This is a genomic window from Mogibacterium diversum, from assembly GCF_002998925.1.
Classification (GTDB): Bacteria; Bacillota; Clostridia; order Peptostreptococcales; family Anaerovoracaceae; genus Mogibacterium; species Mogibacterium diversum.
Genome location: NZ_CP027228.1, coordinates 1,600,111 through 1,614,713 on the forward strand (window position 1 = coordinate 1,600,111; position 14,603 = coordinate 1,614,713).

Below are 14,603 nucleotides of genomic sequence, written 5' to 3' on the forward strand. Positions count from 1 at the left end.
TTATTTAAACGAAAATGCCGTAAAATATATCAATAATATGGGCTTCTCGGACATTATCATCGATGTTATAAAATTTACGAGCTGATGCGCGCCTCCTAAGATGGAGATGTCAGTAGGTTTTGCTGACAAGGGTAAGGATGCAAATTATTACATCGAGCGGGGATACCGTGTGGAAGAAAGTGAACTCGGCAAGGTCTATTATCCGAGGCGAAAAGTTGTCAAGGTTGGGAATATAGGGATTAGATATGAAGAGAAGCCGTGGCTCAGCAGCTTTGAGATAGATGGACTCAGACCGGCAAAGCCTCGGGGGAAGAATTACAGCCGAAGCATGCAGCTGATACTACAGTATGCGAGGGCGTTTGACGGGATAAGGCGCAAGGATGTGATAGACCTTTGCAAGCTCACTCCCTCGCAGTCAAGCAAGCTGCTCGGCCGAATCGTAGATGGTGGATACCTTAAGGCGCAGGGCGCAGGAAGAGCTACTCGCTATGTGCTGACTGAAGAGGGAAAGAAGTATAGGTGATGCCTTCGTCAGAGCCGATTCTACGAGTGCACTCGAGAGATAATAACATGAAAAATTTAAACTTTAGAGCAGGGCAAAAGTCCTGCTTTTGTGATTTGCGAAAATGTAGAACATAAGGGGTGAAGCAGCGCGTAGCTTGATTTAGTAAGAAAAATATTATATAGTATAGAGAATTTACGGTGTTTGTTCAATTTGCGTAAAGGAGGGCGATAAATGTCAAGAAAAGCTAAGAATTTAGCTGACTCGAATAAACATTGGTGTCATAAAGCATTATCTTTCCTATGTATGTCAATGCTCATTTTTAGTTTTTGCATCGTAGGAAATGCCTCAACTGAAGTAGCGTCTAACAGTGAGTCTGTAGCAAACGGAACATCTGCTGAATCTAGACAAAGTGAAACAGGAACACAAGCGAATCAGAGCAATGCATCATCGCAAGCAACCGATAGCGGAACAAGCGCAAAGGCACTTGACGATAATCGCGAGACAAGGGCTACAGCTTCGGCGGCAAGTAACAGGATTGCAGATGCACCATCTGTTTCAGGCACATGGAAGCGAGAAGCCGGTGGATGGCGATTCTACAGCAATTCTGGTGTAATGCAGAAGGGGTTCTGCTACATTAGCGGCAAGAAGTATTACTTCGGACCAAGCGATGGGCTCATGAAAACTGGTTGGCAGAAGGTTGGTAGGTATTATTACTATTTAGGCTCTGCTGACGATGGTTCGGTAAAGACTGGTTGGCATAACATAGGTGGGTCATGGTATTACTTCCAGATTAACGGGGTAATGTCATATGGAATGGTAGATGTAGGATCTTCAGTATACTACTTCGGTTCTTCCGGCGATGGAGCTATGAAAACTGGCTGGCAGGTAATATATGACCTTTACTACTACTTTGGTGGCGCTAATGACGGAGCTATGAAGACAGGCTGGCAGCAGATAGGTGGTTCCTGGTATTGTTTCGATAGTACGGGATATATGTATTCTGGTAGACAGTCTATAAGCGGTAAGAATTACTACCTTGGTTCGGCGAGTGATGGCTCGATGAAGACAGGTTGGCAGAAGGTCGATAATGACTGGATGTGCTTAAATGGTGCAGGAGATGGCTCTGCGAAGACAGGCTGGAATTCAATCGGCGGATATTGGTACTACTTCGATAGTTATGGCATCATGAAGACAGGCTTGCAGACTATAGCGGGAAGCCTATACTATCTCGGTGGCTCTAATGACGGCTCGATGAAGACAGGCTGGCAGAAAGTCAATGGCAATTGGTACTATTTAAATGGATCTGGTGCTGCACTTACAGGCTGGCAGCAGATTGGTGGCTCCTGGTACTACTTTGAAAATGACCATGTTCTCGTAAGTGATACGGTTAAACAGATAGCTGGAAGCACTTACGTGTTCAATGCAGATGGCGTCATGATGACGAAGTCATTCTATTTTAAAGGCAAGAAGTACCTTACAGATGCATCTGGCGCAGTTATAGGTGAGGGGTCAAATGCCAACGTTATCGAATACGGCAAGAAGTTCCTCGGAGAGAATGGAAATAGATTCAACGATTGGTACTATAATGGAAACACTGCTTATCGTACATGGTCTTGGTGCAACACCTTTGTGTCGTATGTAATGTATCAATGCGGAGTTAACTTTAAGAAGAATGCTTATGTGCCTTACTCAGAGGAGTGGATGCATAACAACTACAAGTGGGTTGACTTCAAGGATGCAAAAGCTGGTGATGTAATCGTTTTCTGCTGGACAGGAGAGGGAAATAACAGTGGACGCGGAAATAGAGATCACATTGGCTTCCTCATTTCTAGAAATGCAGATGGTACATTCACAACACTTGAGGGAAATACGAATAACGGCGTTGTTGCAATTAGGACCAGGCGTTCAAAGAATATCAGAAATATCTTTAGCCCAAGATAATGCTTATATCAAAAACATCAATGCAGCGAGTCGGGTAACGGCAAGCTTATAGCGAACATAAATACTAGGCAGAAGCAATATGTGCAGCCTAGTATTTTTTGTGCATTGGAAACGAAGCGAGGTAAACGGCGTCTTAAATTGTGTTCATTAAATACAAATATTGCATGTTCATGAAAATAGTGATATTGTATATATCGAACAAAGTAAGTTATTATAAAATTAATTCATGATAAGTAATGGGACGCGATATGAATACTAAACTATCTATTATTGAACTAGATGTTCTAAAGACCTTGAATAGTCAGGAGGGTGCGACTCAGAGAGAAATAGCCGAGATGAACGGCGCATCGCTCGGCAGTGTGAACGGTGCGATTGTTAAGCTCAGAGAGCTCGGGTATATAAGTGCTGAGAATACACTTACAGACGAGGCGAAGGAACTGCTTAAGGGGACTAAGCCGCAAAATGCGGTTATATTAGCGGCTGGATTTGGCATGAGAATGGTTCCGATTAACACCGTCTATCCGAAAGCCATGCTAAAGGTTCATGGGGAAGTTCTGATAGAACGTTTAATAAGGCAACTGCATGAGGCTGGAATCACCAAGATTGATGTCGTGGTTGGATTCATGAAAGAGAGCTTCGAATATCTCATAGATGAGTATGGTGTAAACCTGATTACTAACAGAGATTATGCAAGCAAGGAAAACCTCCACTCGCTTAAGCTTGCAAGCGCTCAGCTCGGCAATACATATGTGATTCCGTCAGATATCTGGTTTAGAGAGAACCCATTTGCAGAGTGCGAACCATACTCATGGTATATGGTAGCTGAGAGTAAGAATGCGCATAGCAGGGTTAAGCTGAACAGAAATAAAGAGCTCATAGACATCGGGAATTCTACGAATAAGAAGCTCAAGATGATGGGGGTTGCATATATAAGCAATATAGATGCAGATGAGGTGAGAATAAGGATTGCGAAATTTAGTGATCAAGATGATTGTTACTGGGAAGATGCGCTATACACAGAATCGAGACCTCGCAAGATGATGCTGCTTGCCAAGAAAGTACCCGAAAATTTCGCTGTGGGAATCAATACGTATGACCAACTCTGCACTTTCGACTCTGGTTCGGAGAGCCTTCAGTCTGACGCAATAGATATACTAGCTAAAGTGTTTGACGTCGACACTAGTGAAATTACGAACATAGAGGTGCTTAAGAAAGGGATGACAAATAGATCATTCCTGTTCAGGTGTAAGGGCGAAAAGTATATCATGAGAATCCCTGGAGAAGGCACCGAACGGCTAATCAATAGGGAACACGAATACCAGGTATATGAAGCTATAAAAGATAAGGGGATTAGCGATGATATCATCTACTTCGATGTAAAAAATGGGTATAAAGTGACGAAATTCCTCGAAAATACGCGAAATTGCGACCCAGAAGATTGGGAAGAAGTCGCAAAGTGTATGAAAGTTCTAAGGAAGTTCCATAGTTTGGACTTAAAAGTTGAGCACGACTTCGATATATTTGGTGAAATCGAATTATATGAAAAGCTTTGGGGTGAAAATAAATCGATCTACAGAGATTATACGAAGACAAAACAGAAGATCTATAAACTCAAGCAATTTGTTGATTCGTTAAATCCTCATAGGTGCCTAGCGCATATCGATGCGGTTCCAGATAACTTCTTGTTCTGTAATCATGGAGGCGGAAAGGATGACATTCGAATTATCGACTGGGAATATGCTGGAATGCAGGATCCTCACGTAGATTTGGCGATGTTTTCTTTATACAGCATGTATTCGAAGGATGAAATTGACAAATTAAATAATATCTACTTTGATGGGGCATGCAATAACGAGAATAGAGCGAAGATATATGCATATATCTCAATTTGTGGGCTACTATGGTCAAATTGGTGTGAGTATAAGAGACAGCTTGGAGTAGAATTCGGGGAATATTCCCTAAAACAATATAGATATGCCAAGGAATACTACAAATACGCATCAGAATTGATAGAATCTCTGTAATTTTTACAGTATAAAGAAAGGAAAATGCCGATATGAATGATAAAAAAAGCGTTCCAGCTACACGCAAGCAAATTGATTGGGTGATCACACTAGTGCCACTAGCGATAATATGTTGTATGAGTGTGCTTTTCTTTGCTTTTCCAAACAAATCTAAATCCGTGCTGACGAGCATTCGATATGTCCTCGGAGATAGATTTGGGTCATACTATTTAATCATCGGAGTTCTAATACTCTCAATTTCTATTTACATGGCATTTTCGAAATATGGGGATATCGTCCTAGGTGGGCAGGATGAAAAACCAAAATACAGTTTCTTCACCTGGGGTGCTATGATGTTCACATGCGGACTTGCTGCAGACATACTGTTTTATTCATTTGCCGAATGGGTGCTCTATGCAACAGATCCACATGTAAAAAGTCTTGGCTCAATTCAGGAGTGGGCGGGGGTATTTCCGCTGTTTCACTGGAGCCTCATACCATGGGCGTTTTACCTTGTGCTAGCGGTTTCCTTTGGTTTCATGCTTCATGTTAGAAACAGAGATAAGCAGAAATTCTCAGAGGCCTGCAGACCTGTGCTAGGCAAACACACGGATGGAATTCTAGGCAGGCTTATAGACCTACTTGCGGTATTTGCACTGCTTGCCGGAACAGCTACAACATTCAGCGTTGCCACACCGCTTATGGCTAGCATTATTAAAATCGTATTCCACGTAGAGCTTAGCCGCATCACGCTTTCAATAATAATTCTGCTGATAACATGTGCGATTTACACATACTCGCTTTTGCATGGTTTCAAGGGCATCAGCATCCTTGCAAAAATATGCATTTACCTGTTCTTTGGACTACTCGCTTACGTGCTATTCGTCGGGGGTAAGACAGGATATATTATCGATACTGGTATAGAGTCCATAGGCAGAATGCTTCAGCACTTTATCGAGTTATCTACATTTACGGACCCAGAGAGAAAGACGCTATTCCCGCAGAATTACACAATTTATTACTGGGCATACTGGATGGTTTGGTGTGTCGCAGCTCCATTCTTCATAGGCACGATTTCACGTGGTAGAACCGTAAGACAGACCATCGTTGGAGGATATGGATTTGGAGCAGGTTCGACGATTATAAGCTTTATAATTCTTGGGAATTACTCGCTTGGCAAAGAGCTAGTCGACGGCATTCCTCTAATAAAATCGTACACAGAGAACGGTGATATGTATGGACTCATTATTAATATCGTGAGGACACTTCCTTGCTCGACGATGGTTCTGATTGTACTGATACTGACAATGGTTGCATTCTATGCGACTTCGTTCGATTCCATCGCTTACATCGCTTCCTGCTATAGCTACAGGAGGCTCAAGGATGGAGAGGCTCCAAACCGAATGATTCAGCTGATGTGGTGCTTGTTATTGATTGTCCTACCAATTGCGCTGCTTTTCTCTGAAAGCTCTATGAGCAATATTCAGTCGGTCAGCATAATTGCGGCCTTTCCTATCGCGGCGGTGATTACGCTTATCGCTGTTAGCTTCCTAAAGGATGCGGGGGAATTCATGAAAGGCTTAAGAGGATACACTCCTAGAGGCCGTACACAAGAAGAAGCTGAGGGAAGTGCGAGACATGAGGATTCAGAAAATGATTAAGGTAGATAATGCGGTTATACTAGCTGCAGGTGCATCTAGCAGATTCGCACCTCTTTCATATGAGAGACATAAAGCTCTAATCGAAGTTAAGGGTGAGGTGCTAATCGAGCGACAGATAAGGCAGCTTAGAGAGGCTGGAGTCAAAGATATATATGTAGTTACTGGTTACAAAAGTGAACAGTTCTCATACCTTGTAGAGAAATTTGGTGTGAAGCTTGTGCACAATAGCGAGTATGCGACTCGCAACAACCACTCGAGTATTCACGTGGTTAGAGATGTGCTCAGCAATTCTTATATATGTTCTGCAGACAACTATTTTGCAGAAAATCCGTTTAATGATGCAGAAGAGGGCGCATTTTACAGTGGGATATATGCAGATGGTTATACGAAAGAATGGTGCATGGAAACCAATCAAGATGGCTACATAACTGAAGTCAAGATTGGTGGAAATGACGCGTGGTACATGCTAGGTCATGTGTTCTGGGATGAAAAATTCAGCAAGCGCTTCACAGAAATTCTTGAGCAGAGCTACAATGCTCCGGATATTGTCGATAAACTCTGGGAAGACATATATATCGAACACATACAAGAGCTTAAGATGAAATTAAAAAAATATGATGCTGATTATATTTTTGAATTCGATACTCTTGATGAACTTCGGGAGTTTGATGAATCGTATGTTAGAGATACGCGCTCGTCTATCCTCAAAGATATAGCAGAGAGTCTTGGCGTAAATGAAGCTGAACTTAAGGATTTTCAAGCAGTTAAGGCTGTAGATAATCGTGCTACAGGCTTTAAGTTCGTGTGCAAAGGCAAAGGATACACTTACGAATACGGTTCAGATAAATTTATATAGATAACTTGCTTATTGATGGCAAGTGTGGAATTAATGTGAAATAATTTAAAAATAAGGGTTGTTTATCACAATTTGCTAGCTTTTTATAGGTCATGCGTTTTGACTAATTCGCTCATAATAGGTATAATATTATGATAAATTTCGCGTGGTATGCGAAAAATTAGAGACTAATATACATGATGACTTCAAAGAAAGCAGGCATGATTATGGATATTAACAGCAAACTGAATTTTGATAAAGCATCTCTGATTAAGACATGCTTACTTATAATCTGCGATTTAATGGCGATCGAGGTTGCCTCGTTTCTAGCGCTCTTTATAAGATTTGATTTCTCGCTTGATGAGCCTATGGGCTCGTACTGGGAGATGTTTAAGGGTCATCAGTTTATCGTGATGGTCCTAGGAATTGTCATATTCACAGTTTGCCACATGTACTCAAGCCTTTGGTCGTATGTAGGCATACGAGATATGCTTAATGTGCTCGTAGCCACAGTCCTGTATACGCTAATGGTCACAACTATATTCGCTTTCTTTGAACAGCAGAACTACGGGATGCCGAGAAGCTTTTATTTGCTTTCCGGTGGATTTTTATTTGCGATAACTTTTTTCGTCAGATTCATTGCTAGGGCAGCGAGAGAGCTTAAGGGCTTTGGAAATAGCCGTGGACAGGCAAAGAGGGCGATGATTATAGGTGCAGGTGCTGCAGGAGCAGGGCTTATAAAGGAGATAAAGGCAAATCCGAGCCTCAGAAAGAAAATAATCTGCCTTGTTGATGATGACGAGTCCAAGATTGGTAAGAGAATGAATGGTGTTCGTATCGCTGGTACTACGAAGGACATCGAGGCACTTGCCCAGAGGTATTCAATCAACCAGATTCTCCTTGCGATGCCGTCCGCATCTGGTGAAGAGAAAAAGAGAATTCTAGATATATGCAAGCAGACGGGCTGTGAGATGATGATCGTTCCGGGGATATATCAGATTATTCGCGGAGATGTTAGCGTATCGCAGTTAAAGCATGTGGATGTAAATGATTTGCTTGGTAGAGATCCTATCGAAGTCGATATCGATGGAATCATGGAGTATGTGTCTGACAAAGTCGTTATGGTCACAGGCGCAGGTGGATCGATAGGAAGCGAGCTCTGCCGCCAGATTGCTAGTCACAATCCTAAGCAGTTAGTCATGCTGGATATCTATGAAAATACAACGTATGAGATACAGAATGAGCTTAAGAGAGAATTTCCTGAGCTCAATCTTGTTGTGCTTATAGCGTCTGTAAGGAACACGAAGAGAATTGACAAAATCTTTGAGATGTATAGACCTGAAATCGTATATCACGCAGCTGCACATAAGCATGTACCGCTCATGGAAGCCAGCCCTAATGAGGCGATTAAGAACAACGTACTAGGTACATGGAAGCTCGTTCAGGCGTCGGATAAGTGGAATGTTAAAAAGTTCGTGCTCATCTCTACAGATAAAGCAGTAAACCCAACTAATATCATGGGAGCATCTAAGAGACTGTGTGAGATGATCATTCAGACTTATAACAACAGGTCCCAAACGGAGTTCGTAGCAGTTAGATTTGGAAATGTACTTGGAAGTCATGGAAGTGTTATTCCATTATTTAGAAGACAAATCGCAGAAGGCGGACCGGTTACAGTTACACACCCAGATATCATCAGATACTTTATGACGATTCCAGAAGCTGTTTCGCTAGTGCTCCAAGCAGGGGCTTTTGCGAAGGGTGGAGAGATTTTTGTGCTGGATATGGGAAAACCTGTCAAGATTGATGACCTCGCAAGGAACCTCATTCTGCTGTCAGGGCTTAAGCCAGGAATCGATATCGAGATTAAGTATGTAGGATTAAGACCTGGAGAAAAGCTATTCGAAGAACTTTTAATGGATGAAGAGGGACTTCAGGATACAGCAAATAAGATGATCCACATTGGACATCCGATTAATATCGATGAAGAGAAATTTATCGAGGAGCTTAACGAGCTTAAGGACTATGTAGAGGGCGAGCCTGATGATATCAAGCGGTATATCAAAAACATAGTCCCAACATACACACCAAAAAACTAAGGTGTATAATTACATGATTGTAAAAAATGCTAGGAGGCATATCACACATGAAAGTACCATTTTCACCACCGGATATTTCAGAACTAGAGATTAATAGAGTTGTAGAAGTCCTAAAATCTGGATGGATTACTACTGGTCCAGAGGTTAAGGAATTCGAGAGAAGAATTGCAGAATATATCGGCGTTGATAAAGCCGTTGCCCTTTCATCGGCTACCGCATCACTAGAAGCAGCACTTCACATTCTGGGAATCGGTGAAGGCGATGAGGTTATCGTGCCTGCATACACATATACAGCATCTGCTAGCCCTGTAGTACACAAAGGGGCGAAGCTTGTGATTATCGATTCTGCGCCTGAAACCTTTGAGATGGACTACGATAAGGTCGCTGAAGCTATCAATGAGAATACTAAGGCCGTTATTCCAGTTGACCTCGGAGGAATGATATGCGACTACGACAGAATATTTGAAATCGTTGAGTCGAAGAAAGACTTATTTAAGCCTGCGAATAAACTCCAAGCTGCAATTGGTAGAGTAGCTGTAATTTCTGACGGAGCACATGCCTTTGGGTCTGTGAAGAATGGTGTTAAGGCCGGAGCGATTGCTGATTTTACGTCGTTTTCTTTCCATGCGGTTAAGAACCTTACCACTGCAGAAGGCGGTGCGCTCGCATGGAGAAACATCGATGGGGTAGATAATGATGAGCTTTATCATGAACTACAGCTTTATTCACTACACGGACAGTCTAAGGATGCGCTATCCAAGAACAAGGCGGGGGCATGGGAGTACGATGTCGTATATCCTGCGTATAAATGCAACATGACAAATATTAATGCGGCTATCGGAATTGCTCAGCTTGAAAGATATGAAGGGCTACTTGCGAGACGTAGGGTGCTCAATGAGAGATATGAGGCTGCACTTGAGAAGCTAGGAATTAAGGTTATGCACCATTATACAGACGAGATGACTTCTACAGGACATCTATACTTGGTAAGGATTCCAGGTGCTTCTGTAGATGACAGAAATGCGGTGATTCAGGAGATGGCGGAGCGTGAGATTGCATGTAATGTCCACTATAAGCCACTACCGATGATGACTGCATATAAGAATCTTGGATTTGATATTGCGGATTATCCAAATGCTTATCATCAGTATGAGAATCTAATTTCGTTACCGATATTCTCAACGATGACCGATGAGCAGAATGAATATGTTATTGAGAATTTTGTTGATATCCTTAAGAAGAGAGGGTTAATTAAGTAGATGGTTTTGTGCAAGTGGGATGACTTACCGGAGCATATGAGATGCGATGAAGTAAAGGAATATTACGACATCCTAAGCTCAAGAAAAGGCTCGCTTATAGCAAAAAGATTATTTGATTTCGTAGTTTCATTGCTGATGACCATCGTAATATCACCTATACTTCTAATCTTGATTATCTTGATTAAAGTAGATGATCCAGGACCAGCTTTTTTCAGGCAGGTAAGAGTAACGACTAACGGCAGAGAGTTCAGAATTTTCAAGTTCAGAACGATGGTTATAAACGCTGAGAAGCTTGGCGCACAGGTAACGCAGGAAAATGATCCCAGGGTTACCAAGATAGGGCATAAGCTTAGAAAGTACAGGCTTGATGAGCTTCCGCAGCTTCTCAATGTTATCACTGGCGACATGTCATTTGTTGGCACCAGACCAGAGGTTCCGAGGTATGTGGCATGCTACTCGAAAGAGATGCTCGCAACACTTCTGCTTCCGGCAGGTGTGACATCAGAAGCTAGCATAACATACAAGGATGAGAACGAACTGATCGGAAGTGCGAAAAACCCTGACGAGGTGTACGTAGATAAAGTTTTGCCAGAAAAGATGAAATATAATCTTGATGCACTTAGAAATTTTAGCTTTCTCGGTGAAATCAAGACTATGCTGAAGACGGTCGGTGCCGTTATAAAGTAAGCTGTACGGATATACATTACAATCACTGCTACTTAAATGAGCGTATTGGAGGATAGTTTGAAGATATTACTGATTAACCACTATGCCGGTTCGCCGGAGATGGGAATGGAGTTCAGGCCATATTATCTATCTCGAGAGTGGATCAAGCAGGGTCATGAAGTCACGATAATAGCTGGTGGGTATTCGCATCTAAGAAAGTTAAACCCTCAGATTTCGAAAAATTTCGAAGAGAGGATGATTGACGGAATTCGCTATGTATGGATTAAGACGGCTTCATACACTCGCAATGGATTGGCGCGCGCATTCAGCATGTTCGAGTTCAGTAGAAAGCTATTTTCAAATGCAGAGTATATTTCAGAACGATACCAACCAGATGCGGTAATCGCATCTTCGACTTATCCGCTAGATACATATGGCGCAGATAAGATTGCAAAGCTTTCCGGAGCAAAGTACATTCACGAGGTTCACGATATGTGGCCTTCTACACTATACGAGCTAGGTGGAATGTCGAAGAGTAATCCGTTTGTGAAGCTTATGCAGCGTGCGGAGGACTTTGCATACAGTCACTGTGACCAGGTTGTTTCGCTACTTGACCACTCTAAAGATTACATGGTTCAGCATGGTCTCGCTGAAGAGAAATTTAACTGCATATCCAATGGTGTAATCAAGGAAGAGTGGGAAAACCCTGCGCCGATACCTGAAGAGCACAATGAGATACTTAACAAGATGAAGGCCGAAGGCAAGTTCATAGTGGGATATTTTGGCGGGCATTCCATATCCAATAACCTAGATATGCTTCTCGCTGTTGCAAAGAAAATCACTGACAGAGATGTATGTTTCGTGCTGGTTGGCGATGGCAGCTACAAGGATAGGCTGATACAGTCTGCAAAGGAGCAGTCTATAAATAATGTAGTTTTTCTTCCTGCAATCGACAAGGGTGCGATTCCTAATCTCATCAGTTATTTCGATATAGTTACTATTTTTGCAGCAAATACCAAGCTATATAGATTTGGAATATGCATGAACAAGATGTTCGATGCTATGATGGGTGGAAAGCCACTGCTCATGTCTGTGACTACGCCAGAGACTCTAGTTGAGAAAGCAGAGGCGGGTATTGTTACAAAGGCGGGAGATGTAGAGAGCTATATCGAAGCGATTGAGGAACTCAAGAGCCTACCGGCTGAGGAACTTAAGAATATGGGAATGCGTGGACACAATTTAGTTACGAATGAGTACACGTATGACAGACTGGCAAATAAATTCGTAGAAGTGATGGAGAAGAAGGGTAAGAGAGTTCTTCTCATTAATCACTACGCAGGATCTCCTGAGATGGGAATGGAGTTCAGACCGTACTATATATCGAGAGAACTCGTCAAGAAAGGGCATGATGTAACGATCATTGCAGGTAGTTTCTCACATCTAAGAAAGACAAATCCAGACATAGCCGAGGATTTTACGGAGCAAGAGATCGACGGCATTCGCTATGTGTGGGTTAAGACTGGTGAATATGATAGCAACGGAGTTGCTAGGGCGCTCAGCATGTACCAGTTTTGTAAGGCGCTAAGTGCTAATAAAAAGAAAATCGTAGAGCGTTACAAGCCCGATGTCGTGATCTCGTCGTCGACTTATCCGCTCGATTCTTATCCGGCATACCGCATTGCAAAACTCGCTGGAGCAAAGTATATCCATGAAGTTCATGATATGTGGCCACTTACACTATATGAAGCTGGTGGGATGAGTAAGAAAAATCCGTTCGTAATAGCTATGCAGTTTGCGGAAAATCATGCATACAAGAAATCAGATGTCGTGGTTTCGCTGTTACCGCATGCGAAGGACTACATGATTGAGCATGGTATGAAGCCTGATCACTTCAGGTACATACCCAACGGAGTTGTGATAAATGAGTGGGATGCATCGAAGGAGCTTCCTGATGAGCATAGAGAAGCATTCAAGAGATTGAAGGCTGAAGGCAAGTTCGTTATCGGATATTTTGGAAGCCATGAGCTTTCGTATGGATTACACAACTTGCTAGATGTTACAAAGCAGCTTCGTGACGAGAATATTCACCTCGTTATGGTCGGTAAGGGCAAGCTCAAGGATGAACTCATCAGCTATGCGAAGAAGAACGATATTGCCAATGTAACATTCCTTCCGCCGGTCGAGAAGGGGACGATTCCTGCGGTAATCGATAACTTCGATGCGATATTTATAGGTACGATTGAGTCTCCACTTTATAGATTCGGAATATGCATGAACAAGATGTTCGATTCCATGATGGCGGCTAAGCCAATTGTAATGGCGATAACGACGCCATCCACACCTGTGAGCGAATCGGGGTGTGGAATCATCACTAAATCATGCGATAATGACGCTATAAAGGCGGCAATCAGGAAGATTCAGGCTATGAGCGAGGAAGAGCGAAGCCAGATGGGAATGCTTGGACGTGAGGCTGTGCTTAGCAAGTACACATATGAAAATATTGCAAGTGAATTTGAAAAGGTGTTTAATTAGAAGAGGTATGACGCGATGAAGATAGTGACTGTAATTGGCGCTAGACCACAATTTATAAAGGCTGCAGCAGTTTCTCGCAAGCTAGAGCAGGTGTGCGAAGAGGTAATCGTTCACACAGGTCAACATTATGATGCGAACATGTCTGAGCTTTTCTTCGAGGAGCTCCACATCCCAAAGCCAAAGTACAACCTTGGCGTTGGGTCTGGTTCACACGCAAGACAGACCGCAGAGATGCTTGTTGGAATAGAGGATATTCTGATCAAGGAGAATCCTGACTATCTGATGGTATATGGCGATACGAACTCTACTATCGCGGGAGCACTTGCAGCTTCTAAGATTCATATTCCTGTAATACACGTAGAGGCGGGGCTTAGGTCTTTTAACATGGCTATGCCAGAAGAACAGAATAGAATCCTCACAGATCACATTTCGAGCCTGCTCTTCTGCTCGACAGATGCTTCAATTGAAAATCTGGAAAACGAGGGAATAACGAAGGGCGTTCACAGAATCGGAGACGTAATGTGTGATGCGGTTCTATACTACTCTCAGGAAATAGATAAGAAAGAACGCAGCCAGTACTTCAAAGATCTTCACTACATATTCGGTGAGCGTGGAGAGCTGAACAAGTGGTATCTATCTACAGTTCATAGAGCTGAGAATACCGATACTCCTGAGAAGGTTCGCACTATCCTGAGGGCATTCGAAAAATTCGATGCGCCAGTGATTCTCCCTGCACATCCTAGAACTAGAAAGATGATTGAGCAGATTAACGAGGAGGAGCACTTAAAGAACACTGTATGTGTAGAGCCTATCGGTTACCTTGAAATGCTGTATTTTACAAAGAATGCGGTTAAGGTAGTGACTGATTCCGGTGGACTGCAGAAGGAAGCATACATATTAGATACACCTTGTGTAACGCTGCGCGAACAAACGGAATGGGTGGAGACACTGAATGGAAACCATAATGTGCTCGCGCATATCGATGAAGATGACATACTTGATAAAGTTAACAATACCGTTATTTCAGAGGAAAAAGAAAACTACTATGGTGCGGGGGATGCCGCAGACAAGCTAGTTAAAACAATTATTTCGGGGGAATAAA

The 14,603-nt window shown here is 42.6% G+C and carries 10 protein-coding genes; all 10 read left to right on the plus strand.

Going from position 1 to position 14,603, the window contains the following annotated elements:
• Nucleotides 1–106: 106 nt before the first annotated feature.
• The 10 genes from C5Q96_RS07670 to wecB all read left to right on the plus strand — a co-directional run bounded on the left by C5Q96_RS07670 (nt 107) and on the right by wecB (nt 14,602).
• A complete protein-coding gene (locus C5Q96_RS07670; RefSeq protein WP_158696722.1) occupies nt 107–523 on the plus strand; it encodes a hypothetical protein in 417 nt (138 codons plus the stop codon).
• Nucleotides 524–736: 213 nt separating this feature from the next.
• Complete coding sequence (locus C5Q96_RS08835; RefSeq protein WP_106057793.1) at nt 737–2,446, plus strand: CHAP domain-containing protein; 1,710 nt, start codon at nt 737–739, stop codon at nt 2,444–2,446.
• Between the two features lie 248 nt (nt 2,447–2,694).
• Nucleotides 2,695–4,470, plus strand: a complete 1,776-nt coding sequence (locus tag C5Q96_RS07680) for a phosphotransferase (RefSeq protein ID WP_106057794.1) — start codon at nt 2,695–2,697, stop codon at nt 4,468–4,470.
• 32 nt (nt 4,471–4,502) lie between these two features.
• Nucleotides 4,503–6,110, plus strand: a complete 1,608-nt coding sequence (locus tag C5Q96_RS07685; protein WP_106057795.1) for a BCCT family transporter — start codon at nt 4,503–4,505, stop codon at nt 6,108–6,110.
• A complete protein-coding gene (locus C5Q96_RS07690; protein ID WP_106057796.1) occupies nt 6,088–6,966 on the plus strand; it encodes an NTP transferase domain-containing protein in 879 nt (292 codons plus the stop codon). The genes C5Q96_RS07685 and C5Q96_RS07690 overlap by 23 nt, the downstream gene beginning before the upstream one ends.
• A 176-nt stretch (nt 6,967–7,142) precedes the next feature.
• Nucleotides 7,143–9,044, plus strand: coding sequence for a polysaccharide biosynthesis protein (locus tag C5Q96_RS07695; protein WP_330403793.1), 1,902 nt, complete (start codon nt 7,143–7,145; stop codon nt 9,042–9,044).
• Between the two features lie 47 nt (nt 9,045–9,091).
• Nucleotides 9,092–10,303, plus strand: coding sequence for a DegT/DnrJ/EryC1/StrS family aminotransferase (locus C5Q96_RS07700; protein WP_106057797.1), 1,212 nt, complete (start codon nt 9,092–9,094; stop codon nt 10,301–10,303).
• A 36-nt stretch (nt 10,304–10,339) separates the two neighbouring features.
• Nucleotides 10,340–10,990 (plus strand): sugar transferase, encoded by a 651-nt coding sequence (locus C5Q96_RS07705; RefSeq protein WP_245905558.1) that lies wholly within the window; start codon nt 10,340–10,342, stop codon nt 10,988–10,990.
• A 57-nt stretch (nt 10,991–11,047) separates the two neighbouring features.
• Nucleotides 11,048–13,501 carry a glycosyltransferase family 4 protein gene (locus C5Q96_RS08795; protein ID WP_245905559.1) on the plus strand — a complete coding sequence of 818 codons (2,454 nt, stop codon included), beginning with the start codon at nt 11,048–11,050 and terminating at the stop codon, nt 13,499–13,501.
• 15 nt (nt 13,502–13,516) lie between these two features.
• Nucleotides 13,517–14,602, plus strand: coding sequence for a non-hydrolyzing UDP-N-acetylglucosamine 2-epimerase (wecB, locus tag C5Q96_RS07715; protein WP_106057798.1), 1,086 nt, complete (start codon nt 13,517–13,519; stop codon nt 14,600–14,602).
• The last annotated feature ends 1 nt before the right edge of the window (nt 14,603 follow it).

Bases quoted from the DNA above. Each gene is read 5' to 3' on its own strand.
- C5Q96_RS07680 (WP_106057794.1), top strand. From the start codon at position 2,695: ATGAATACTAAACTATCTATTATTGAACTAGATGTTCTAAAGACCTTG.
- C5Q96_RS08835 (WP_106057793.1), top strand. From the start codon at position 737: ATGTCAAGAAAAGCTAAGAATTTAGCTGACTCGAATAAACATTGGTGT.
- C5Q96_RS07685 (WP_106057795.1), top strand. From the start codon at position 4,503: ATGAATGATAAAAAAAGCGTTCCAGCTACACGCAAGCAAATTGATTGG.
- C5Q96_RS07700 (WP_106057797.1), top strand. From the start codon at position 9,092: ATGAAAGTACCATTTTCACCACCGGATATTTCAGAACTAGAGATTAAT.
- C5Q96_RS07695 (WP_330403793.1), top strand. From the start codon at position 7,143: ATGATGACTTCAAAGAAAGCAGGCATGATTATGGATATTAACAGCAAA.
- wecB (WP_106057798.1), top strand. From the start codon at position 13,517: ATGAAGATAGTGACTGTAATTGGCGCTAGACCACAATTTATAAAGGCT.
- C5Q96_RS07705 (WP_245905558.1), top strand. From the start codon at position 10,340: ATGAGATGCGATGAAGTAAAGGAATATTACGACATCCTAAGCTCAAGA.
- C5Q96_RS07690 (WP_106057796.1), top strand. From the start codon at position 6,088: ATGAGGATTCAGAAAATGATTAAGGTAGATAATGCGGTTATACTAGCT.
- C5Q96_RS07670 (WP_158696722.1), top strand. From the start codon at position 107: ATGTCAGTAGGTTTTGCTGACAAGGGTAAGGATGCAAATTATTACATC.